Here is a 22,602-nt window from a genome sequence, read left to right on the forward strand (position 1 = left end):
GGGGGCGTAACGCTCATTGGCCGGGACCATCGCTGCCGTGATCACCCGCGTCAAGCGCGGGCACTGGGCAAAAAAGACGAAGGGAGCGGCCATGGCGCCGCTCCCTCCGGTGCAGAGTGAGACGATGCGGCTTACGAGCTTGGACCGGCGTCGAAGCGCACCTTGTCGACCAGCTCCGAGGCCTTCTTGCGCAGAGCGGCGAGTTCGGAGAGCGGGATCGGATCGGCCTTCAGCTCGCCCCAGCTTTTGACCAGCTCGGACGGTTTCGCCGAGGCGATCACGGGGTACTCGCCGTTCGCTTCGGCATAGATCTCCTGCGCCTCATGCGAGGCAAGGAATTCCATGAGCTTCGCGGCAGCGTCGCGATGCGGGGCATGAGCGGCGAGCGCCGCGCCGGAGATGTTGATGTGCGTGCCGCGGTCGGCGGCATTCGGGAACAGCATCTTCACGGCGTCCGCCCAGACTTTCTGCTCCGGGTTCTTCAGCATCGCGGCCATGTAGTAGGTGTTGCCGACCGCGAGATCGCAGAGGCCGGCCTGCACGTCGCGCACGCCTTCGCGGTCGCCGCCGGCAGGCTTGCGAGCGAGGTTGTTGCGCAGGCCGATGAGCCACGCCTCCGCCTTTTCCTCGCCGAGGTGGGCGATCATCGAGGCGATCAGGGCGATGTTGTAGGTGTGCTGGCCCGAGCGGATGCAGATCTTGCCTTTCCACTTGGGATCGGCCAGCTCCTCGTACGTGATCGCATCCTGCGACACGCGCTCCTTGGATGCGTAGACGACGCGCGCGCGCCGCGTGAGCCCGAACCAGTGATCGTCGGGATCGCGCAAGGCGGCGGGGATGGCGTCTTCGAGCGTCTTGGAGTTGAGCGCTTGCGTCACGCCCGCGGCTTTCGCCTGAATGAGCAATCCGGATTCCGGGGTCAGCAGCACGTCGGCTGGGCTGTTAGCACCCTCCGCGCTCATGCGCTCGATCAAGCCGTCCTTCGAATAGATCGTATTGACCTTGATCCCCGTCTCTTCGCTGAACCGTTTCAGGATCGGGTCGATCAACCCTGGCTCGCGGTAGCTGTAGATGTTCACTTCTTCCGAGGCGCGCGCCTGGTGCGACGACACAAGAAGGCCTGCGATGGCGATCGCCGGCACCGCGAGCGTCGCCACAGCGCCGCGCAGATGGAATGCGTAGGGCATAGTTTGAGATCTCCAATAATCGGGGGTCAAGGCCCCGCTATCGGCCCGGCCGTCACGAATGGAGCTTGAGATCCATTACGGGGCAGGACGCACCGCCCATAAAGCAGCGGCGGTAAACTACGTCAAGAAAGTCAACAATCCGAGATACGGTCAGAGCATTGAAAGATTGTCACAATTCTCGATGCCCTAGGGGTCAGACCGGCACCACGCGATCCCTGCCGAACACGATGCAGGCCGACGTTCCGCCGCCCGGCGAGCTGTCGAGAGCGAATTCGGCGCCGTTGGCCTTGGCGAGGGATGAGACGAGCGGCAGCCCAATGCCGCGACCGGCCGCCGCGCTCGGCTTTCCGGAAGCAGCCGCGCGCAGGATCCGGTTCACGTCCGCGCGCGTCATGCCCGAGCCGGTGTCCGACATTCCAATCTCGAAGGTACCATCCGCCCGCATCTGCGCCGAGACGGTGATCGCGCCGCCGCGGCCGGTGTGCCTCAACGCGTTTGAAAAGAGGTTGAGCACCATCTGGCGGACGCTCGTTGCGTCCGCAATGAGATGCGGGAGGTCGCTGCTGGCGTCGAGCGCGAGGGCGACGCCGGCATCGTCCGCAAGCGCCGTCATTTGAGACAGCAGCTCGTCGAGCACGCGGCGCGTGTCGAGTTGAACGAATTCGAGTCGGGCCGCCTCTTCGCCGGGTGCGCCACGGTCGAGCAGGCGATCGATGAGCCGCAGAATATGCAGCGCGCTGCCGTGAATGTCGGCCGCATAGCCAGCATAGCGCGCATTTCCGAGCGGACCGAACCGCTCGTCTTTCATGATCTCGGACGCGGCGGAAATGGCTGCCAGGGGCGTTTTAAGCTCATGCGCCAGCGTTGCGAGATGTGCGGCATCGGGCGGCGCGCTGTCGTGATCGCCCACCGGATGGTCATCGGCTGATGATCCCTCGCGAAGGCGCCGCGCGATGTCTTTGAGCGTCGCGCCGTCGTCGCCCGTATTGCCGACCGAAGCGTGCGCGCGCGGCGCGTCCGTCTCGGGGCTGGCCGTGACGACCGCCAGCGTCTGCGGACCGGCGCTCGGGAAGTGGATGCGGGCGTGGACTTTTTGCGCTCCATGCGGCGTCCAGAATGTCAGCGCGGCAACCTGCGCGTCATCGCCCGCGGCCGCCATCTCGCGCAGCAGGGCCATCTCACGCAGGAGCGAGAGAGCAGGCGTCGCCGCATCGAGCACCGGCGGCGTGCCATCGCCCTCCGGAAGGCCCAAAGCCGCACGTCCGGCCGTGTTTGCCGCCAGGATCCGGCCGCCGGCGACATCGATCGCCCACGCGGCGGCAGGCCCGCTGGCGTCGAGCGCGTCGGCCACGAGCGCAGGCAGATCGGCCCTGTAGAGCGTGCGTGTGCGGCGTTTCATGCCGCAAACCTAGATCATGCCGCCGCGCGATCCTATCCTCTGTCCGAGGTGGCCGCGCCAAGCCGATGTTTTCGACCGGATATGCGAGCCCGCGCGCCTGGCGCCGGCCGCCACCCGGCCGGATCGTCGCGCGCGGCAGAAAAGCCCGCCGGAACGGCCCTGATGGTGCGTGATGAGGGTTGCAGGGCAGCGGCGCGGCTTCTATAAGCACGCTTCGCCGCATTCGCGACGCGGCCCGATCGGGCACGTCTACCGCACCGGCCGAAATGCCGCCTTAGCTCAGTTGGTTAGAGCGCTAGATTGTGGATCTAGAGGTCCCCTGTTCAAGCCAGGGAGGCGGTACCACCGCTCGGGTTGACCCGCGCCAGCAGCCATCTCACAGCCGGACCAAACACCCTCTCGTCAGCCGACCGGCCCCGCTATGACCGCCTGCGCGACATTGTTGCGCAGGGCCCGACGGCGGCCACGGGCTATCTCATTGAGACTTAATATTGACTAAGCTAGTATAGTTTCATTTATGGGGCTCTGCCACGTAGCCACCGGCGCAACTATGATCGCCTGATGCAGGTTCCGGACCCGACCATGACCTTGATTAGATCTATTCTAGATGCGCTTCTTCCGTCGCGGCCCTTCTTTCCGTCGCGGCCCGTCTTTCTGTCCCGGCAAAGCGTTCACGCTCTAGCCGTTGCGGTGCTGGCCGTCTCGTCTGTGACGCAGCCGCTCGCCGCAGCGCGCGCGCAGGACGCGTCGCCCGCGCCATCTGCTGCAGCACCGTCGGCTCCCGCGCCAACCGCCGAACCGCCGGCCGCCCCCGCAGCGCCGCCGTCAGTCGACACGGCGGCGCCCGCGACCGCACCCGTGACGCCGTCTGTCACGCCCCTCCCCGAAGCGCAGCCAGCCGTCGATGCGGCGGCCGCTTCGAGCGCACCCGAAGCCCCGGCCGATCCCACCGCGCAAGCGGTGCCAATGACACCGGGCGCCCTCGATGCCGCGCCAGAGCCGGTGGCGGAGTCCAAGCCGGATACGTCTCACCTCCCGCGCGATCTCTCGCCGTGGGCCATGTTCATGTCCGCCGACATCGTCGTGAAAGCGGTGATGATCGGTCTCGCTTTCGCGTCCGTCGTCACGTGGACGGTGTGGCTCGCCAAATCGATGGAGCTGACGTTATCGCGCCGCCGCCTGGTGCGCGACGTCAACGAGATCCACGCCGCCGCGAGCCTGGCCGAAGCCGCGCAGCGAGTCGGTACGAACAAGGGCGTCGTCGCCGGCCTCATCGAACTCGCCGCGCTCGAATTGCGGCTGTCGGCCGATGTGCCCGACAAGGCCGGCATGAAGGAACGCATTTCCTCGCGTCTGGACGGCCTCGCCTCAGCCGCGGGCCGCAGCATGAACAAAGGCACCGGCGTGCTCGCCACCATCGGGTCCACGGCGCCGTTCGTCGGTTTGTTCGGCACCGTTTGGGGCATCATGAACAGCTTCATCGGCATCTCGGAGGCGCAGACGACGAACCTGGCGATTGTCGCCCCCGGCATCGCCGAGGCGTTGCTCGCGACGGCCATCGGCCTCGTTGCCGCCATTCCCGCGGTCATTATCTACAATCAGTTTGCGCGCTCGATTTCCGCTTACAAGGCGCTCATCGGCGAGGCCTCGGCGGAAGTGATGCGCCTCGTCTCTCGCGATCTCGATCGCGGGTTCAAAGTCAAAGCCGCCCGGGCTGCAGAGTAAGCCGAACACGAGGGTCGAGACATGGCTGGACGGCTGGACGACGGCGACGACCTGTCGGAAAACCACGAGATCAACGTCACGCCGTTCATCGACGTGATGCTCGTACTCCTGATCATCTTCATGGTGGCCGCGCCCTTGTCGACGGTCGACGTGCCGGTCGATCTCCCGGTCGCCAGCGCCAAGCCGCAGCCGCGGCCCAACAAGCCGCTGTACCTCACCGTCAAGGCGGACCTTTCGTTGGCGCTCGGCAACGACGCCATTCCGGGCGGACGCTTGGCGAGCACGCTCGACTCCGCCACGAGTGCCGACCGCACGCAGCGCATCTTTCTCCGTGCCGACAAATCCGTTCCCTATGGCGAGCTGATGCGCGTCATGAACCTGCTGCGCGCAGCCGGCTATCTCAAGGTGGCGTTGGTCGGGCTTGAAGACGCGCCGGCCCCACCTCCGCCTGCAAAAGGCCCCGCGCCATGACCACCGGCCTCGAATATCTCGAGTCCGATTGGCGCCGCGTGCGCCGCTTCGTGGCGGCCGGCGCGCTTGTGCTGTCGATGCACATCGGCGGCGCCGCGGCCGCGCTCTGGCAATGGCCGGAAGATCAATACGAAGAGGAACCCGAGGGCGCCATGGTGCTCGAGCTGGCGCCGATGGCGATTGCGCCGCCCGAGGAGCGCCAGGACCTGACGCCGGGTCCGCTCGCCGAGGACTCGACGCCGACTCCGCCTGTCGAGGAAATCAAGGAGATGCGGCCGGAGGAACTTCCGCCGGTCGAGGAAGCGCCCCTCGCGCCGAATCCCGAAGTTGCGCTCGAAAAGGTGAAGCCTGTCGAAGAGCAGGTGAAGGAAGAAGAGGTCAAGCCGCAGGAGCTGGTGCAGGCGCAGGCCGTCGCGGCATCGCTGGCGAGCGCGCCGCCCAAAATCGAAGTGGCGGCCCGTGACGTGAAAGCCGCCGCGCCGCTTCAAGGCACGTCGAGAAAGCCCAACCAGGCGACGCTGTCCTGGCAGAAGGCCCTGCATCTCCACTTGAACCGCCACAAGCGCTACCCCGGCGAAGCCAGAAGCAATCGCGTGCAGGGCGTGGTGACGGTGACGTTCGCAATCGACAACACCGGCAAGATCCTGAACAAGAAGGTGACCAAGGGGTCAGGCTCGGCGCTGCTCGACGAAGAAGCGCTTGAGATGCTCACGCGAGCGAGCCCGCTGCCCGCGCCGCCGGAGCAAAACGAGGCAGGCGTCCAGAACCTGTCGCTGCCGATCCAGTTCAGCATCAAATAGTGGCAGCGCGGCCACGCCCGGCGATGCATGCGCCGGAAGCGGCCATCGAATCGCGTATAATATGTTGACATAAAAAGTCATAATAGGATGAATGCGTCCGTAGATACACGGTAGCAAGGCGCAAGCGTAAACCCAGCCCCGGTGTCGCGAGATTTCACTCTTTGGGGGAGTTCGACATGAGTTTGGGCGAAGAGATGACCCGTGGCTGGACGCTGACGGGTCCGAGCGGCGATAATTGTTCACTAGGCGCGGTATCGCTGGGCCTCGCAACCGTGCTGATGGCGTCGGGCGCCAGTGCGCAGGAAAATAACAAGCAGGAGGCGACGCCGCTCCCGCCTCTCGAGGTGACGGCCAAGAAAGCGCCGGCGAAGAAGAAGGCGGTTCAGAAGAGCTCTCCGGCTCCAATCGCTGCGCCCGCGCCGGTTCAAGCCGAGCAGACCGAACAGCCTCCCGCCAATCCGGACGCCGCGTTCACGCCGGGTTCCGGCAATTCGCTGCAAGCCGGAACCGGCATCGGCCGCCTTCCGGGCTCGGTGCAGGAGCAGCCGCAGGTCGTCAACGTCATTCCCCAGGCGCAGCTTCGCCAGCAGAACACGACCTCGGTCGAACAGGCGCTGCGCAACGTGCCGGGCGTGACCGTCGCCATCGGTGAAGGCGGCGGCGGTTTCAACGGCGACCAGTTCCGCATCCGCGGCTTCGAAGCCAAGGGCGATCTCTACGTCGATGGGCTGCGCGACTTTGGTGTCTACGTCCGCGACAGTTTCGCGACGGAAGAGGTGCAGGTCCTCAAGGGTCCGGCTTCGGAGAGCTTTGGCGCCGGCACCACGGGCGGTGTCATCAACCTGCGCCAGAAGACGGCCCACTTGGGCGATGCGTCGAGCTTCGACTTCAGCGTCGGAACGGACAACCTGTATCGCGGCGTCATCGACGTGAACAAGCAGGTGAACAGCACGACCGCCATGCGCGGCGTCGCGCTCTATCACAGTCAGGACATGGCCGACCGCGACCACGTCGAATCCGAGCGCTGGGGCTTCCTCGGCTCGATCGGCATGGGCCTCGGCACCGATACGACCTGGACCATCAACTACCTGCACCAGTCCGGCGAGCGCACACCCGACTACGGTGTGCCGAATATCATCGGCACCGGACAGACGTACGGCCGGCCCGCCACCGAGCTCGGCGTCGATCGGTCGGCATTCTATGGCCGCATCGACGATCACGACGAAACGGACGTCGACATCATCACGTCCAAGCTGCAGCATCGTGTAAGCGGTGCTCTAACGTTCTTCAATGACAGCCGCCTGGCATTCTATCAGCGCGACTTCTCGACGACCGGTCCCACCTGCACCGGTGCCTGCGCGGACGATTTCCTGGCTGGCGGCAATCCCAACACGGGCTTTAGCGGCGGCAACCCGACCATCATGCAGGACTCCTGGGGTTTCCAGAACGTTTCGAGCGCGCTCGCCCGCTTTCAAACCGGTGGCCTGAAGCATGAAGCCGTCGCGGGCATCGACGTCTTCTATCAGGAGGACGATCGGCCGGGATACGCCCAGCTCAACAAGGTCGCGAACAGCCCGATCCGCAATCCCGGCATTCGGTATACTGATCGCTACGATATCGTTCGCAATCCTGCCAATGATCGCAACAGCGACGGCACCGAGGTGGGCGTATTCGCGAGCGACCGCGTCTGGTTCACGCCCGAGGTTTCTGTTCTCGGCGGCGTTCGCTGGACGACCTTCGACTACAATTTCGACCTCCGCGGAGGCATACCCGTCACCGGCAATCCGGTCACGCCCATCGATGGCAGCTCGGAAGGCGACTACTGGAGCCCGAAGGTCAGCCTCATCTGGGAGCCGACGAGTTCGCAAACCTATTATGTGTCTTGGGCACGGTCGGCATCGCCCGTCGGCCAGTTCGTGACGAACTCGCTCAATCCGATTACGCCGACGCTTCCGCAGGATGCTGTCGAGGAGAACGAGAGCTACGAGGCAGGCGCAAAGTGGAGCTTTATGGACGGGCGTCTCGGCCTGACCGCCGCGGTTTTCCAAGTCGAAAAGAACGGCGTCATTGCACAGGACCCTGCCAATCCCAACACCGCGATTCAGACGGGCGAATCTCAGCGTGTCCGCGGCGTCGAGTTCGGCATCGCGGGTCAGGTGACCAGGGCTTGGGTCGTGCAGGCCGGCTACACGTACCTCGACGCCGAGATTACGAACTCGACCACCGCGGCCAACATTGGGCATGACATCGGCGGCGTACCCGACAATGCCTTCAGCATTTGGACCACGTACAATCTGTCCGAGAGCATCATTTCCGGCCCGGGCAAGTGGACCATCGGTGGCGGCATTCTCTATCAATCCGACATGTTCTCGGTGAACAACAGCGCTAATCAGTATGTGATCCCGGAGCTGTTCAGCCTCGACGCCATGCTCGCCTACGAGAACGACGGCTGGCGCTTCGCCGTCAACGGCTACAACCTGACGAACGAGTTGAACTACGACCAGTCGTTCAACAACCGCGCCACGCCGAGCGCCGGAACGACGGCGGTCTTCTCGGTCGGCAAGAAGTTTTAAGCCGATTGCCACGACAAAAGCCGCAGAAGGGCGCGCGTTGCACCTTTCTGCGGCATCCGCCTAATGGCCGGATCAGGCGAAGAAAAATCCTTACGGGTCGCCCGCCGCGCGACGCTTCGCGAGAGCGGTCCTGCACGTAATTTATCTTGATTTTCGGCGTCATATATTGCTGATCTGCAAAGGATAAGACCCGGCGGGCAGTCGATGGCGGCGAGGAAGCCTACAACGCCCATAGCCGCGGGCCACCACCAGACAGGCACAGACAGGCGCATGAGCGCGGAAGTCAGGATCGACGACGACTTTGAGCTCGCGGTCGCGGACCAGGGGGCGAAATTCCGCACGCTCTATGTGCGCGTCCTCCCGGCAGAAAACGCTCTGTCGGACGACCGCCCCGCACACGAGTGGCGCGATCGCGCCCTGCGGGGCTGTCTCGACTCTCAGGTCGCCTGGGGCATGAAGCTGCTCGAAGGCGACGGCGTCCCCCGTGATCCCGAGGCCGCCGCGCGTTGGTTCAACATGGCCGCCGTCCGTGGACACGCCGACGCCCTCAACATGCTGGGCCGCTGCTACGAGTTCGGCTGGGGCGTGCCGGCCGATGGCCGCGAAGCCGTGCGGTGCTATGGCCGGGCCGCCGACCAGGGGCACGCCTGGGGCGAATTCAATCTGGCGTCGTTTTATGCCCAGGGGCGCTTCGTCCCGTCCGATCCGCAACGGGCCTTGACGCTTCTGGTGCGCTCGGCGCGCCGCGGCAACCCGAAAGCGATGAACATGATCGGCCGCTACCGTGAAGAACAAGGCGTGCCCCGCGCGCGCGACCGCTCGGCGGCGCTCTGGTATCGCTGGGCGGCCGAACGCGGATGCTTCCGCGGCGAATTCCACCACGGCCGCTATCTTGTCGCCGACGGCCGCATCGCCGACGGAATTCGCTGGTTCGTAACGTCTTTGAGCCACGCGCCGCAGGAATTCCGCGACGATGCCATTGCCTATCTCGGCGCCCACCCGGACGCGCAGCTTCGCGCGCTTGTGGCAGGCGTCGAAATGCGTGCGCCGGGGAGCACACAGTGAACGTCAACGTTCGGCATCTGACGACCGGCCAGGCCGCCAAGGCCAACCGCCGCGCGCGCTTCATGCGCCAGCTTCGCCAGTGGCACTGGATCAGCGGCGCCATCAGCCTCATCTCGATGCTGCTGTTCGCGATCACCGGCATCACGCTCAATCACTCGTCCGCCTTCGAATCCAAAGCCGCGACCACCACCGCCGAAGGCACCCTCGCGCCGGACGCGCTGTCCGGCCTTTCCGCGGGACCCAAATCCGGCCGCGCTGGTGTATCCGCCGCGCTCGCGGCCGCCGTCGCCGCCACCATCGGGGTCGACGTGGCGGGCCGCGAAGCCGAATGGACGGACGGCGAGGTTTACGTGTCGCTTCCACGCCCCGGCGGCGACGCGTGGGTCTCGATCGAGCGCGACAGCGGCAAAGTCACGTACGAGAAAACGGATCGCGGCTGGATTTCCTACCTCAACGATCTGCACAAGGGCCGCCACACGGGACAGGCATGGAGCCTCTTCATCGACGCCTTCGCGCTTGTGAGTGTGGTCTTCTGCGTCACGGGCCTCTTGCTTCTCCAGATGTACGCCAACGGCCGCCCATCGACATGGCCGGTCGTGGCGGCCGGTCTCGCCATTCCGGTGTTGCTGGCCCTGTTTCTGATCCACTGACCATCAATCCAGACACGTCATTCAACCACGAGGCGATAGATGCGCATTCTCTTGAGTTTCGGCCTGACCGGACTTGTCGCGGCACCCGCGCTGGCGGCCGACATGGAAATCTCGATCGAGATTCCGAAAATCGACGCGTCCGAATATCATCGCCCCTATGTCGCGGTCTGGCTCGAAAAGCCGGACCAGAGCGTCGCGGCCAATCTCGCCGTTTGGTACGACGTCGCGAACGCGAAGAAGGAAGGCGACAAGTGGCTCAAGGATCTGCGCCAATGGTGGCGCCGCACCGGCCGCACGCTCACCGTTCCGGCTGATGGCCTCACCAGCGCCACGCGCGCACCGGGCAGCCACGTCGTGAAATTCGACGGCACGCATGCGGCCCTCAAGGATCTCGCGCCCGGCGAATATCAACTCATCGTCGAAGCGGCCCGCGAAGTCGGCGGCCGTGAGGTCGTGCGCATTCCCGTCCAGTGGCCTCCGGCGAAGGGCACCGCCCTCAACGCCAAAGGCGAACATGAGCTCGGCGCCGTCGCCGTCAACGTTACGCCCTGATCCGTTCGAGGAGACCTGACAATGAAATCGATCATTCGCACCGCAGCCGCCGTGGCACTCGCGGGCCTCGTTCCGCTTTCGGCCGCCCACGCTCACAAGGCCTGGCTACTGCCGTCCTCGACTGTTCTCTCCGGCAAGGACGATCTCGCGGTCACCGTTGACGCCGCCGCGTCGAACGATCTGTTCTATTTCGATCACCGTCCCATTCCCCTGCAAGGGCTTGTCATTACCGCGCCCGGCGGCGCGGCGGTGACGCCCGAGAACACGAGCACCGGCAAATACCGCAGCACCTTCGATGTGCCGCTGAAGGACACGGGCACCTATCGCATCTCGCTGGTCAACGACAACCTGTTCGCCCGCTACAAGGAGAATGGCGCGGAAAAGCGTTGGCGCGGCAAGGCCGAGAATCTCGCGAAGGAGATTCCGGCGACCGCAACGGACGTCGTCGTCACCCAGTCGCAGCGTCGCCTCGAAACGTTTGTCTCCGTCGGCAACCCGGACGAGGCGGCGTTGAAGCCGACCGGTGCAGGGCTCGAACTGGTGCCCGTGACGCATCCGAACGATCTCGTCGCCAATGAAGAAGCCGAGTTCAAGTTCGTCATCGACGGCAAGCCCGCCGCCGGCGTCAAGGTCGAGATCGTGCGCGGCGGCATCCGCTACCGCAACCAGCTCGGCGACACGACCGTGACGAGCGATGAAAACGGCGCGTTCAAGTTCAAGTGGCCCGAGGCCGGCATGTACTGGCTTGAAGCGTCCGTCACGGACGACAAGGCCTCGATCAAGGAAGCGAAGGAACGCCGCGCGAGCTACGCCGGAACGTTCGAAGTGATGCCGGAGTGAGCAGCGCCACAGCGGGCAAGATGGATACTTATGTCCATTCCGGCGGCGGCGAGCGGCGCGTGCTGATCCCGCACGACGTCGCCTTGCCGCCATCGTTCGCCGCGCTGCGCGTGCTGCAGATGAAGGAGTTCGGCGGCGAGACCATGGGCACGTCGTGGTCCGTCAAGATCGCGGTGCCGGCAAGCTTCGATGTCGCGCCGCTCGCGCGCGAGATCGAGGGCGTTCTCGCGGGCATCGTCGACGAGATGAGCCCGTGGGAGCCGAACTCCCACCTGAGCCGCTTCAATGCGGCGGCGTCCGGCACGTCCCATCGCCTGCCGCCGGGATTTTTCAAGGTTCTGTCGGCGGCGCTGCACTGGGCCAGGATGAGCAACGGCGCGTTCGATCCGACCGTCGGCGCGGCGGTTGGCGTGTGGGGCTTCGGACCCGGCGCTCGGACATCAGAGGTACCGGATCAGGCCGCGATCGAGGCCGCGCGCGCCGATCAGGGCTGGCGTAGCGTCACGCTCGATCGCCCGAACCGCACGGCCGTGCAGCCGGGCGGTGTGGCGCTCGACTTATGCGGCATCGCCAAAGGCTATGCCGTCGACGAGGTGGCGAAGGTTCTGCGCACGCAAGGCATCGGGCACATGCTGGTCGAAATCGGCGGCGAATTGCGCGGCGAGGGGTTGAAGCCGGACGGCGCACCGTGGTGGATCGCCTTCGAGCGTCCGCGCGGTGCCATCTCGGGCGCGTCGGCGCTTCCCGACATGCTGCTCGCGCTGACAGGCCGCTCGGTGGCGACGTCGGGCGACGAGCGCCGCTATTTCGAACGCGGCGGCCGCCGCTACGCCCACACCATCGATCCGCGCTCCGGCACCCCGGTCGCGCATGATCTGGTCTCGGTGACGGTGGTTGCCGAGGCGTGCATGACGGCCGACGCGGCGGCCACTGCGCTCACGGTTCTCGGCCCGGAACAGGGGCCGGCCTTTGCCGAGCGCCACGGCCTGGCGGCCCGGTTTGTGCGGTATGACGGCAAGACGCTGTCCGAGCAGCTGAGCCCGGCGATGCGCGCCATGCTTGATTGATCAACACGGAAATGCCACAGCCCGGTGCGAGGATCTGGCCATAAATTCACTTGACCCGACGCAATCCGCACGGCTTTTCTGACCTATGCGCCAGTTGGCTCGCCAGTCTCTGCAACTTCTCATGCTCGTCGTCGCGTTCAGCGTCACGGGCCTGAACGGGTACGCGTCGGCGCTCGCCGCATGTCCGATGCACGAGCACGGCGGCGCCGCGCATGTGCACGTCGCCCCGGGTCAAGTCGCAATCGATCATGACGCAGCAGCGTCGGCGCACGAGCATGGCATGGAACTTCCGGTTCTGCATTCTCATGCAGCCGCTGATGCAGCCACGCCCGACGGCGACCAACCCGCGTCGGGTGAAGGACCTTGCACGCACGTCCACCTGCATAGCTGCGCTACGTTTGCCGTGACCGCCTCAGACTGCGGGCTCACGATGGCCGCCCACGACCGGGCCGCCGTTCCCGTCGGGGAAGCGCATATCCTGCTCGGCCAGATCTCCTCGCCGCTCTTTCGGCCTCCTCGCGCTTCGGCCTGATCGCGCTCTCCGCCCGCGTATTTTGCGGGCGCAAGAGCTATCCCGCAATCGTCAGGCCACTTAGCGCTCCACGTTCGCGACGCCGTCACGGCTCGCGAGGCGCGTGACACACTCTCATCCTGCCGATTGCTCGAGCTTTCTCACGACGAGGCTTGCAGCATGATCGATTCCGCCAAGACGCTGATCCGCGTGGCGACACTTGCCATTGTCACAATCGCCGCCCCGGCGCTGGCCCACGAAGGCCATGACGACGCCCCGCCCCCGAAGCAGGGCGCCGCCGTGCCGCGCCTCGTCGCGGAAGGCAGCGACGTCGAGCTGGTGGCGGTGGCGCAAGGCCATACGCTGACCATCTATCTCGACCGTATCGCCACGAACGCGCCCGTTGCGGGGGCGAAAATCGAGGTCGCCGGAGACGGGCTGACGCCGGCGGCTGCGGAAGATCTCGGCAACGGCGTCTATGAGATCGACGGCGCGTGGGTGGACGAGCCCGGCAGCAAGCCACTTACGTTCACGGTAACAGCGGATGGCGAAGCCGACCTGCTGGCGGGCATCCTGGTCATTCCCTCGAAGACTGAGGCGGCAACCGAGCCCGACGCGTTATGGAAACGCCCCGTGGTCTGGCTCCTGATGATGGCAGCGGCGCTCGGCGGCTTCTGCCTCGCCTTTGCGTTCCGGCCCGTGCGCCTTCCGCCCGACGATCTATCTCCTCCCACGTCGAGCGCCGAAGCGTCGCCCCCGCACGCATCGAGCGCGCGCGTCGCGGCCGCTCTTGTCGCAATCGTTGCTCTGGCAGCGTTTCATGCGCCGTCGGCCGAGGCGCATGAAGGCCACGACCACGGCGAGGAAGAAAGCACACCCGTCACGTCCGGTATCGCGCCATCGAAGTTGCCGACCGGCGAAGTCTTTCTTCCCAAGGCGACGCAAAGATTGTTGCGCATACGGACGCAAGTCGCCAAGTCCGGCAAGGCGCTCGCGGGCAAGGAACTGGTCGGCACGGTCATGGCGGACCCGGCGCACGAGGGACGTGTCCAGGCCCCGATGGACGGCCAGGTTGAACTGGTCTCCGGAGAGCTGTCGTACGTCGGCAAGACGGTCACGGAGGGCGAAATCCTGGCGCTGATTGCCCCGGCCATGCCGGTCTACGAGCGCGGCACGCTGCAGCAGGTGACGGCCGACGTGGAAGGCAAGCTCCGCATCGCCGAGCAGAAGCTCGCCCGCCTTACGCGCATCTCCGGCGACTACGTTCCACAGCGCGAGATCGACGACACCAAGTCCGAGATCGAATCCCTGCGCGAGCAGAAGCGCGTGCTGGAGCCGAAATCCGGCGAGCGGCTCGAATTGAAGGCGCCCGTTTCCGGCATCATCTCGGTGGCGAACGTGCGCGCCGGACAGGTCGTGAGCGCGCGCGACACGCTGTTCGAAATCGTCGACCCGAAGCGCCTCTGGATCGAGGCCATCGGCATCGCCGGCACCGACGACGAAGCGCCAGTCACGGACGCCACCGCCGTCGACGCCGAAGGACACACGATCCCGCTGAGCTACATCGGCCGTGCTCCGGCCCTGCGCCAGCAGTCATTGCCGCTCCTGTTCAAAGTTGATGAAGCCCATGCATCCCTCGCCATCGGCGTCACGGTGAAGGTGCTGGTCCAACACGGCTCGCCCATTGACGGCATCGTCGTGCCGGATGTTTCGGTCGTGCGTGGCGCCAGCGGATTGCAGCAGGTCTGGGTGAAGGTCGCGCCGGAGCGCTTCGCGCCGCGACCGGTGCGCGTTGTTCCGCTGGATGGCGAGCGCGTGATCGTGACTGGCGGCCTGACCGACGGCGACCGCGTCGTCGTCGACGGCGCCGAGATCATCAATCAGGTTCGCTGAGGAGCGGCACATGTTCAACGCCATAGTCCGTGCCAGCCTCGCCAACCGGGTGTTGGTTCTCGCCGCCGCGATTGCCATGAGTATCTACGGCATGCTCGCGCTTTCGCGTCTGCCCGTCGACGTCTTTCCCGATCTCAACCGGCCGACTGTTACGCTGATGACGGAAGTGGAAGGCTTCGCGCCGGAGGAGGTCGAGCAACTCGTCACCTTCCCGATCGAGACGGCCATGAACGGCATGCCCGGGGTTTCCCGCGTCCGCTCCGTATCGAGCGTCGGTCTCTCCATTGTCTATGTGGAGTTCGACTGGTCATCGGAAATCTACCTCGCGCGCCAGCAGGTATCGGAGCGCCTTCAACTCGTCCGCGAGCAATTGCCGCCCAGCGTCGCCGCGCAGATGGGTCCCATCTCGTCCGTCATGGGCGAGATCATGCTGATCGCCATGTCGAGCGATACGGTCGACCCGATGACGTTGCGGGAATTGGCCGACTTCACCGTGCGCCCGCAGCTTCTGACCGTGCCCGGTGTCTCGCAGGTGATCCCGATCGGCGGGCAGGTGCGCCAGTACCGCGTCGTTCCCGATCCGCGCCGCATGGCGGGCCTCGACATCAGCTTCGACGCCATCCAGGAGGCCATCAAGGCGTTCGGCGTCAACACCGGCGGCGGCTTCGTGGACCAGCGCACGCGCGAATTCCTGATCCGCAACATCGGCCGCTCGACGCGCATCGAAGATCTTCGCAATCTCGTCGTCGCCTATCGCAGCGGACAGCCGGTCACATTGAGCCAGGTTGGCACCGTCGATTTCGCGGCCCGCGCTAAGCGGGGCGACGCTGGCTTCAACGGCAAGCCCGCCGTCATTCTCGGTGTCCAGAAGCAGCCGGGCGCCGATACGGTTTCGATCACGGGCAAAATTGAGCACATGCTGCCGGAGCTTCAGCGCGTGATGCCGGCGGGCGTCAGCGTCACGGACATCCAGTTCCGGCAAGCGACTTTCATCGAAGCATCGATCAGCAATGTGAAACGCGTGCTGGTCGAAGCCCTGATCGTCGTCGCGGTCATCTTGTTCGCGTTCCTGCTCAATTGGCAGACGACGTTCATCTCGTTGCTGGCTATCCCGTTCTCGGTGCTCACGACAATCATCGTCTTCGAGGCCATGGGGCTGTCGATCAACACCATGACGCTCGGCGGACTGGCCATCGCCATCGGCGCGCTGGTCGACGACGCCGTCGTCGACGTCGAGAACATCTACCGGCGGCTGGGCCTGCACCGCGCGGCCGGCGGCCGGGACCCGCGCTCCACGGAAGAGGTGGTGGCGTCAGCGTCCATCGAAGTCCGCTCGGGCATCCTCTACGCCACGGCGATCATCGTCCTCGTCTTCCTCCCCTTGTTCGCGCTCTCCGGCATTGAAGGCCGTCTGTTCGCGCCGCTCGGCATCGCCTTCATCGTTTCGATCTTAGCGAGCCTGCTGGTGTCGATGACGGTGACGCCAGTGCTCTGTTACTGGCTGCTGCCGCGCATGGCCTCGCTGGCCGAGCATGAAAGCCCGCTCGTGCGCGTCTTGAAGCGCTGGCAGCGGCGCGGCCTCGAGTGGTGCTTCGAGCGCCCGGCCTTCGTGGTCGGCATGCCCGTGGCGGCGGTCGCGGCGGCAATCGTTGGCGCGGTGATGCTGCCGCGCGCGTTCCTGCCCGCCTTCAACGAGGGCACGGTGCTGGTCGGCGTCTCCTTCCAGCCGGGCATCTCGCTTTCGGAATCGGACCGCATCGGACGCATCGCCGAAACGCTTGTCGCCGAAGTGCCGGAAGTCCACTCCCTCGGCCGCCGCACGGGACGCGCCGAACTCGACGAGCACGCGGAAGGCGTCCACACCAGCGAGATCGACGTCGATCTCCGGCCGTCGGCGCGCGGCCGCGAACAAGTGTTGGCCGACATCCGCACGCGCCTCTCCGTGCTTCCCGCCTCGATCACCGTCGGCCAGCCCATCGCCCACCGGCTCGACCACATGCTGTCCGGCGTGCGGGCCCAGATCGCGCTCAAGATCTACGGCGAGGACTACGACACCTTGCGCAGCCTGGCGGCCGACCTTGAAGGCCGCCTGAGGGCCATCCCCGGCATTGTCGATCTGCAGACCGAAAAGCAGGTGCGCATTCCGGAGCTGCAGGTTCGCATCGATTATGAAAAGGCCAAGCGCTACGGCCTGAACCCGAGCACCATTACGAGCGCGCTCGAAACGCTTTCGAACGGTCGTGTCGTCTCGGAGATCATCGATCAGCAGAAGCGCTTCGATGTCGTGCTGAGGCTGTCGGACGCCGACAGAACCACGCGCGCCCTCGGCGAAATGCTGATCGAAAGCCCGGCCGGCCGCATCCCCATCAGCAATGTGGCCGACGTTCTGGAGACGGACGGGCCCAATCAGATCCAGCGCGAGAATGGCCGCCGCCGCATCGCCGTGCTCGCCAACACGGACGGGTCCGATATGGCGGGCATCATCGAGGCGGTGCGCGGCGAGATCGCGCAAGCGAAGCTGCCGCAGGGATACTTCACGAGCCTCGAGGGCCAGTTCCAGGCCCAGGAGGAAGCCTCGCGCCTCATCGCGTTGCTCTCACTGGTGTCACTCGCGCTGATCTTCGTGGTGCTCTACACGCGTTACCGCTCGACGGCGCTCGCCCTCATCGTCATGGGCAACGTGCCGCTCGCGTTGATCGGCAGCGTGGCCGCGCTCTGGATTGCCGGACAGCCGTTCTCGGTCGCAAGCGCCATCGGCTTCATCACGCTGGCCGGCATCGCGACCCGCAACGGCATCCTGAAAATCAGCCACTACATCAACCTGACCTTGTTCGAGGGCGAGCACTTCGGCCGCCGCATGGTGGTCCGCGGCACGCTCGAACGCTTGACGCCCGTTTTGATGACAGCCCTCGCGGCAGGTGTCGCGCTTCTGCCGCTCATGATTGGCGCCGACGAGCCGGGCAAGGAACTGCTGCATCCGGTCGCCATCACGATTTTCGGCGGTCTCGTTACCGCCACCGTGCTGGACGCCTTTCTGACGCCGGTCCTGTTCCTGCTGTTCGGCCGCAAGCCGCTGGAACGCCTGGCGCGCGAGGCCGCCCAAACCGTTCACGCCGAAGCTTTCTGATCTCAACCTAGAAGGAGCATCTGATGATCAAAGGATTTGTTGTCGTTCTCTCTGCACTCGCCATGGCCGTCGCGCTTGGCACCGGTCTGGCGGGCGCGGACGAAGGCCATGAGCACGATCACGGGCCGAAGCACAACGGCATCGTCGTGCACAGCGGCCATCACCACCTGGAGCTGGTCGCCACAGGCGGCACCATCGACCTCTATGTGACGCACGAGGACGGCGAAGCCGAGGATGTCAGCGGCGCCAAGGCGACCGCAACCGTGCTCGCCGATGGCAAGACCGAGGTTGTGACGCTGGCTCCGGCCACCGGCAATGCTCTCAAGGGGACGGGCAGCTTCAACGCCGCCAAAGGCACCACGATTGTCGTCTCGTTGACGATGCCGGGCCATGAGGCCGAGCAGGCGCGCTTCAAGCTCGAATAGCGAAGCGTGAGTGAGGTTCGCGACGGGAGGCGCGCGCGTAAAATGCGCCGCCTCCCGTTTTTCTTGGTGCATTGACACAAAAAGATCCGGAGGCGGAGTATCCAGAATTTTGGGAGCGAGCCTTTAGTGCGTTGAAGATTAGGCAGATTCTGTCTGTTCAGCAGGCATTTGGCGCAGTGTCATGTATTGCGCGCGCAACGCAGCTTCAGTAAGTAGGATGCACGTGCCGGCTGCGGGGTTTGTTGGCATTTCAATCTAGACTCTTCATACGCGGAACAGCGGGCCTCATGACTGGCAAAGCTGAAAAGCGTCGTCCGTTGGCAGTTGCGATCGCCTCGCTCGGTTTGATCGGCGCGGCCCTCGTCGGGCCCGTCCTGATTGGATCGCGCGGACCTGCGCCTTTGCCGGGTTCGACCGTTCACGCGGACTCGCGCGAACTCATCGCCATCACGGCGCCGCTCGAAATTTCGAGCATGCCGCGCGTGACCATCGAGAGCGGCAGCGTCGCGTTGGTGGGCGAGAACGCAGGCGGAAGCACCGTCGGCAAAGTGTTTCGCACGCTCGTGCTGGGCGGTGGATCCGATCTCGTCCTCGACAACGCGCGCATTGTCGTCGATGGCTCCGCCTTTCCCTTGTCTCAGCCCGCGACCGACGCGGCCGACCCGCTTGGCCCGCTCGTATCGGCACTCAAAAGCTTCAAGTTCCGCTCGCTCACCTTTCTGAACACGACGGTCGCCGTCACGTCGCCGGCCGGTGCGGTCGAGACCGTCAAGGACGTCAATGCGGAGGTGGTGACCGATCGCAACGGCCTCGTGAAGGCCAAAGGCCGGATGGCCGTTCGCGGCGAGCCCCTGGATTTCGATATCGCGTTCGCTTCGATGCCCGGCGAAGACAAGGACGCGAAAGACGCCATGGTCCACGTTCACGCCGAGATCAACGGCAAGCTGATGAGGACCGCGTTCGATGGTCGCCTGACATTCGGCGAAAGCGCCAAGATCACCGCTGAAAAAGCCGAACTTTCGCTACCCAACGCCAGAAAGACCGCCGACTGGCTCGGCATCGATTGGCCGGATGGTCGCGGCCTGGGCGCCTTCACGGCCAAGGGCGCGCTCACGTTGCGGCCCAACTCCGTTTCGTTCGAGCACGCCGAATTTACGGTCGACGGCAATGCGGCGACCGGTGCGCTCTCGCTGAAGTCCGGCCCGGAACGCCCGAAGATCGAAGGCACGCTGGCGTTCCCGAATTTCGACGTCGCGCCTTATCTCGCCCCCACGGGCGCGTCCCCGCTTGCCCGCGCCACCGAATGGGCGTCCGGCCTCAGGATGCCCGGCTTCGCCGAAGCGTCCTTCATCCGGGCGACCGACGCGGACGTGCGCATCTCGACCGGCAACGTGACGAATGGGTCCACGCGGCTCGGCCGGTTCGCCGCCAGCATTTCGGTCCAAGGCGGCAAACTCTACGGAGAGCTTGCGGAAATCGAGTTCGAGCAGGGCGGCAAGGGCGAAGGCCAGCTCGCCGTCGACATGACGGGGTCCGAGCCGCATTACACGCTCCGCGCCGAACTCGAGGATATCGACCTTCCCATTGTCGCCGCGGGCCGCATCGTGCCGCCGATTGTCGAAGGTGCGGGTGACGTCCGGGTGCATGTCACGGCACGCGGATCGACCGAAGCCGAGGTTTTGGACACACTCTCCGGCACGATGTCGCTCGAGATGCAGGAGGCACGCCTCGGAATCGATATTGACGCTCTTCCCGAGGCCGCCGCGGCCACGCCGCCGAAGGGCTGGGGACCCGCCGCCGCGCGCAGCACGGCGCTCGAGTCGCTCGTCGCCCGCTTCAAGGCCAACGAAGGCGTCCTCACGACCGATGCCGTCGAAGCCACCGCTGCCGATCGCGTCCTGTCGCTGGCCGGCAGCGTGGATATCGACAAGGGCGCCGTCGATCTCGTACTCTCGATCGGGCACGTCGAGGTCAACGCCGACACGAAAGCTGCCACGCCGGCAGGGGCCTATAGGATCCGTGGGCCATGGTCGTCGCCCGCCGTCAGCCCGGCGGAGCCGAGAAAGGACGCGCGCAGCGTGAGTTCCGGTCCTAATCCGGGATGAGGCCGGAGCCCATCACAGGAGAGCGCCGTCGCCGGAGAGCGCCGTCACCGGAGATCGAACGTCATGGCGCTCGTGCCAGAGGAAATCCAGAGATACAAGCGCCACCTGCTGCTGCATGACATCGGCGGACAGGGTCAGGCCAAACTGAAAGACGCGCGCGTGCTGGTCGTCGGCGCGGGCGGCCTCGGCAGTCCCGTGCTGCTCTATCTGGCGGCAGCCGGCGTCGGCACGCTGGGAATTATCGACGACGATCATGTGTCGCTCGACAATTTGCAGCGCCAGATCGTCCACGTCACGGCGGGCGTCGGCCGCCCGAAAGTCGACAGCGCCCGCGATACCCTCGCCGCCCTCAACCCGCATGTTGCGGTCGAGACCTTCGAGACGCGCCTCGATGCGTCGAACGCCGCCGACATCATCTCGCGTTTCGATATCGTGGCCGACGGCTCCGACAACTTCACCACACGATTTCTCGTGTCGGACGCGTGCTATTTTGCCCGCCGCACGCTCGTGCACGCGGCGGTGGGGCCGTTTGACGGTTACCTGACGACCTTGAAGCCGTTCGCGTCCGGCGCCGACGGAAAGCCCTTGCCGAGCTACCGCTGCCTGTTCCCCGAAGCGCCTCCCGCCGGCGTCGTCGCCAATTGCTCGGAAGTGGGCGTGCTCGGCTCCGTCGTGGGTGTCATCGGCACGCTCCAGGCCACCGAGGTCATCAAGGAAATTACCGACTTCGGCGCGTCCCTTGCCGGCCGCCTATTAATGTACGACGCCAAGGATACGCGCTTCGAGACCGTCCGCGTCGGCTGGGATCCGGACAATCCGCTCACCGGCGAGCATCCGTCCATCTTCGACCTTTCGGCCTATGCCGATCCGCGCCTGGCTGTTCCGGCCGGGACAGAATAAGGCCGAGATCTTCGGCATCAGTGGTCGCGATCACGACGCGACGGTCCCGTGTGCAGGCGGATCGCGCGGGACTGTCCCTCCACGCTGACCGAAAGCCGAGCGATGACGCTGGTCGTAGATCTCCTCACATCCCTCTATCTGCTCGCCGCGGCGGCGGCAGACGCGCTCTTCGGCCGCAAGCGCCGCCGCTATAGTACCGCCGTCGATATCGATGCGCCTGTGGATGTTGTCTGGCGCGCCTGCTCGGCGCACGAAATCGAGTTTGAAGGGGCCCAGCGGATCGGCATCAAGGTCGCCCGCCGCCCCGGCACGCCGGACGTCTACGAGGGGCATGTCTTCGTCGGCGAGCGAGCCATCGAGATGGCCTATCGCGAAATCGAAAGCCGGCCGAACGAGGCCTTGCTGATCGAGATCCTCAAGGACGGCAGCGCGCCGAGCGTGGCGCCGGGCCGCGATCACTACGTCGCGTGCACGTTCGAGCAACGCGGCGAGGGCACCCGCCTGACGATGGTGCACGAACTCACCCATGAGACGTTCTGGAGCCGGGTGCTGATCCCGCTTGGCGCCCGCATCAATGGACGGCGCCTGAAGAGCTACTGCGAAAAGGAAGCGGGCACTGCCAAGCCGTCCTCGCGCTTCGGTTCCGCCCTTATGACCGGCGCGCTCACCTACGCGAGTTTCGGCTATCTTTTTAACTGGCAGTTCGCCGCCGTCCTGCTGTTCCTGCTCATCGTCCATGAGGGAGGACACGCGATCGCGATGCGTTGGGTCGGCCTGCCCGTGCAGGGCGTGTATTTCATTCCGTTCGTGGGCGGCGTGGCCGTTTCTGCGGCGCGGCACCGGAATGAGGGGGAACGTGGCTTCGTGGCCCTGATGGGGCCGGGCTTCAGCGTCTTGACGACCGGGGCGTTCGTCGCCGGCGCCTTCATGACGGAAGATCCGATGTTCGAGCTGCTAGCGCTCGCGAGTGCCATGCTCAACGGCATCAATCTGGCCCCGGTGCTGCCGCTCGACGGCGGTCAGATCGTCGATGCGGCGCTCTCGCGATCGGATCCGGAACTCGCGCGCGTCATCAACATGCTGACGCTCATCGCCGGCGTCGGCGTCTCGGTCTACCTCGAATGGTACGTGCTGACGGCGATCCTGCTCCTCACCGCGCCGATGGTGTTTCGCCCGGCCGCCGCGCGCCGCCGCGCCGCGCCGATTACGGAAGCGAGCCGCAACTGGCTGGTGGCGGGCTACCTGGCCACCGTGGCGTTCTACGTCACGGTCGCCGCGCACTACATGGTGTGATCGCGACCTTGCATGATCG

Annotated in this window: 18 protein-coding genes and 1 tRNA gene; 17 read left to right on the forward strand and 2 right to left on the reverse strand. The window is 65.5% G+C overall.

All coding sequences use genetic code 11. The features are described 5' to 3' along the window. Positions 1 to 131 precede the first annotated feature (131 nt). Together ACTIFK_RS13805 and ACTIFK_RS13810 are read right to left on the reverse strand one after the other, a co-directional pair. Entirely contained in the window at positions 132 to 1,187 is a 1,056-nt protein-coding gene (locus ACTIFK_RS13805; RefSeq protein WP_439543659.1) for a Fe(3+) ABC transporter substrate-binding protein, read from the reverse strand. A 193-nt stretch (positions 1,188 to 1,380) separates the two neighbouring features. Further along, entirely contained in the window at positions 1,381 to 2,586 is a 1,206-nt protein-coding gene (locus tag ACTIFK_RS13810) for a sensor histidine kinase (RefSeq protein WP_439543660.1), read from the reverse strand. 268 nt (positions 2,587 to 2,854) lie between these two features. Between ACTIFK_RS13810 and ACTIFK_RS13815 the strand changes: the two genes are divergently transcribed. The 17 genes from ACTIFK_RS13815 to ACTIFK_RS13895 all read left to right on the forward strand — a co-directional run bounded on the left by ACTIFK_RS13815 (position 2,855) and on the right by ACTIFK_RS13895 (position 22,583). Next, positions 2,855 to 2,931: transfer RNA gene (locus ACTIFK_RS13815), tRNA-His, on the forward strand. A 237-nt stretch (positions 2,932 to 3,168) separates the two neighbouring features. After that, the gene (gene exbB / locus ACTIFK_RS13820; protein WP_439543661.1) at positions 3,169 to 4,311 is read left to right on the forward strand and encodes a tonB-system energizer ExbB; all 1,143 of its coding nucleotides are present in this window, start codon (positions 3,169 to 3,171) and stop codon (positions 4,309 to 4,311) included. Between the two features lie 21 nt (positions 4,312 to 4,332). Beyond that, positions 4,333 to 4,782, forward strand: coding sequence for a TonB system transport protein ExbD (gene exbD / locus ACTIFK_RS13825; RefSeq protein ID WP_439543662.1), 450 nt, complete (start codon positions 4,333 to 4,335; stop codon positions 4,780 to 4,782). Next, positions 4,779 to 5,582, forward strand: coding sequence for a TonB family protein (locus ACTIFK_RS13830; protein ID WP_439543663.1), 804 nt, complete (start codon positions 4,779 to 4,781; stop codon positions 5,580 to 5,582). Before exbD ends, ACTIFK_RS13830 begins: the two co-directional genes overlap by 4 nt. 176 nt (positions 5,583 to 5,758) lie before the next feature. Further along, complete coding sequence (locus ACTIFK_RS13835; protein ID WP_439543664.1) at positions 5,759 to 8,155, forward strand: TonB-dependent receptor; 2,397 nt, start codon at positions 5,759 to 5,761, stop codon at positions 8,153 to 8,155. A gap of 270 nt (positions 8,156 to 8,425) precedes the next feature. Next, the gene (locus ACTIFK_RS13840) at positions 8,426 to 9,220 is read left to right on the forward strand and encodes a tetratricopeptide repeat protein (protein ID WP_439543665.1); all 795 of its coding nucleotides are present in this window, start codon (positions 8,426 to 8,428) and stop codon (positions 9,218 to 9,220) included. Further along, positions 9,217 to 9,870 carry a PepSY-associated TM helix domain-containing protein gene (locus ACTIFK_RS13845; RefSeq protein WP_439543666.1) on the forward strand — a complete coding sequence of 218 codons (654 nt, stop codon included), beginning with the start codon at positions 9,217 to 9,219 and terminating at the stop codon, positions 9,868 to 9,870. Before ACTIFK_RS13840 ends, ACTIFK_RS13845 begins: the two co-directional genes overlap by 4 nt. Before the next feature lie 39 nt (positions 9,871 to 9,909). Beyond that, positions 9,910 to 10,422, forward strand: coding sequence for a DUF2271 domain-containing protein (locus ACTIFK_RS13850; RefSeq protein WP_439543667.1), 513 nt, complete (start codon positions 9,910 to 9,912; stop codon positions 10,420 to 10,422). 21 nt (positions 10,423 to 10,443) lie between these two features. Continuing rightward, positions 10,444 to 11,262: a DUF4198 domain-containing protein gene (locus ACTIFK_RS13855; protein ID WP_439543668.1), complete on the forward strand. Its 819-nt coding sequence runs from the start codon at positions 10,444 to 10,446 to the stop codon at positions 11,260 to 11,262. Further along, a complete protein-coding gene (locus ACTIFK_RS13860) occupies positions 11,259 to 12,329 on the forward strand; it encodes an FAD:protein FMN transferase (RefSeq protein ID WP_439543669.1) in 1,071 nt (356 codons plus the stop codon). Before ACTIFK_RS13855 ends, ACTIFK_RS13860 begins: the two co-directional genes overlap by 4 nt. An 85-nt stretch (positions 12,330 to 12,414) precedes the next feature. Beyond that, on the forward strand, positions 12,415 to 12,861 hold the full coding sequence (locus tag ACTIFK_RS13865; RefSeq protein WP_439543670.1) for a hypothetical protein: 447 nt from the start codon (positions 12,415 to 12,417) through the stop codon (positions 12,859 to 12,861). Positions 12,862 to 13,020: 159 nt separating this feature from the next. After that, positions 13,021 to 14,733, forward strand: a complete 1,713-nt coding sequence (locus ACTIFK_RS13870; RefSeq protein WP_439543671.1) for an efflux RND transporter periplasmic adaptor subunit — start codon at positions 13,021 to 13,023, stop codon at positions 14,731 to 14,733. A 10-nt stretch (positions 14,734 to 14,743) separates the two neighbouring features. After that, complete coding sequence (locus ACTIFK_RS13875; RefSeq protein ID WP_439543672.1) at positions 14,744 to 17,860, forward strand: efflux RND transporter permease subunit; 3,117 nt, start codon at positions 14,744 to 14,746, stop codon at positions 17,858 to 17,860. 23 nt (positions 17,861 to 17,883) lie between these two features. Then, the gene (locus ACTIFK_RS13880) at positions 17,884 to 18,285 is read left to right on the forward strand and encodes a hypothetical protein (RefSeq protein WP_439543673.1); all 402 of its coding nucleotides are present in this window, start codon (positions 17,884 to 17,886) and stop codon (positions 18,283 to 18,285) included. A 287-nt stretch (positions 18,286 to 18,572) separates the two neighbouring features. Next, positions 18,573 to 20,390, forward strand: coding sequence for an AsmA family protein (locus ACTIFK_RS13885; RefSeq protein WP_439543674.1), 1,818 nt, complete (start codon positions 18,573 to 18,575; stop codon positions 20,388 to 20,390). 63 nt (positions 20,391 to 20,453) lie between these two features. Next, positions 20,454 to 21,290, forward strand: a complete 837-nt coding sequence (locus ACTIFK_RS13890) for a HesA/MoeB/ThiF family protein (RefSeq protein ID WP_439543675.1) — start codon at positions 20,454 to 20,456, stop codon at positions 21,288 to 21,290. Between the two features lie 102 nt (positions 21,291 to 21,392). After that, complete coding sequence (locus ACTIFK_RS13895) at positions 21,393 to 22,583, forward strand: site-2 protease family protein (protein ID WP_439543676.1); 1,191 nt, start codon at positions 21,393 to 21,395, stop codon at positions 22,581 to 22,583. The last annotated feature ends 19 nt before the right edge of the window (positions 22,584 to 22,602 follow it).

It is taken from the genome of Hyphomicrobium sp., assembly GCF_051860585.1.
In the GTDB taxonomy this organism is placed as follows: Bacteria; Pseudomonadota; Alphaproteobacteria; order Rhizobiales; family Hyphomicrobiaceae; genus Hyphomicrobium_C.

Bases quoted from the DNA above. Each gene is read 5' to 3' on its own strand.
- ACTIFK_RS13875 (WP_439543672.1), top strand. From the start codon at position 14,744: ATGTTCAACGCCATAGTCCGTGCCAGCCTCGCCAACCGGGTGTTGGTT.
- exbB (WP_439543661.1), top strand. From the start codon at position 3,169: ATGACCTTGATTAGATCTATTCTAGATGCGCTTCTTCCGTCGCGGCCC.
- ACTIFK_RS13855 (WP_439543668.1), top strand. From the start codon at position 10,444: ATGAAATCGATCATTCGCACCGCAGCCGCCGTGGCACTCGCGGGCCTC.
- ACTIFK_RS13880 (WP_439543673.1), top strand. From the start codon at position 17,884: ATGATCAAAGGATTTGTTGTCGTTCTCTCTGCACTCGCCATGGCCGTC.
- exbD (WP_439543662.1), top strand. From the start codon at position 4,333: ATGGCTGGACGGCTGGACGACGGCGACGACCTGTCGGAAAACCACGAG.
- ACTIFK_RS13840 (WP_439543665.1), top strand. From the start codon at position 8,426: ATGAGCGCGGAAGTCAGGATCGACGACGACTTTGAGCTCGCGGTCGCG.
- ACTIFK_RS13810 (WP_439543660.1), bottom strand. From the start codon at position 2,586: ATGAAACGCCGCACACGCACGCTCTACAGGGCCGATCTGCCTGCGCTC.
- ACTIFK_RS13850 (WP_439543667.1), top strand. From the start codon at position 9,910: ATGCGCATTCTCTTGAGTTTCGGCCTGACCGGACTTGTCGCGGCACCC.
- ACTIFK_RS13865 (WP_439543670.1), top strand. From the start codon at position 12,415: ATGCGCCAGTTGGCTCGCCAGTCTCTGCAACTTCTCATGCTCGTCGTC.
- ACTIFK_RS13885 (WP_439543674.1), top strand. From the start codon at position 18,573: ATGACTGGCAAAGCTGAAAAGCGTCGTCCGTTGGCAGTTGCGATCGCC.
- ACTIFK_RS13870 (WP_439543671.1), top strand. From the start codon at position 13,021: ATGATCGATTCCGCCAAGACGCTGATCCGCGTGGCGACACTTGCCATT.
- ACTIFK_RS13895 (WP_439543676.1), top strand. From the start codon at position 21,393: ATGACGCTGGTCGTAGATCTCCTCACATCCCTCTATCTGCTCGCCGCG.
- ACTIFK_RS13890 (WP_439543675.1), top strand. From the start codon at position 20,454: ATGGCGCTCGTGCCAGAGGAAATCCAGAGATACAAGCGCCACCTGCTG.
- ACTIFK_RS13835 (WP_439543664.1), top strand. From the start codon at position 5,759: ATGAGTTTGGGCGAAGAGATGACCCGTGGCTGGACGCTGACGGGTCCG.
- ACTIFK_RS13830 (WP_439543663.1), top strand. From the start codon at position 4,779: ATGACCACCGGCCTCGAATATCTCGAGTCCGATTGGCGCCGCGTGCGC.
- ACTIFK_RS13805 (WP_439543659.1), bottom strand. From the start codon at position 1,187: ATGCCCTACGCATTCCATCTGCGCGGCGCTGTGGCGACGCTCGCGGTG.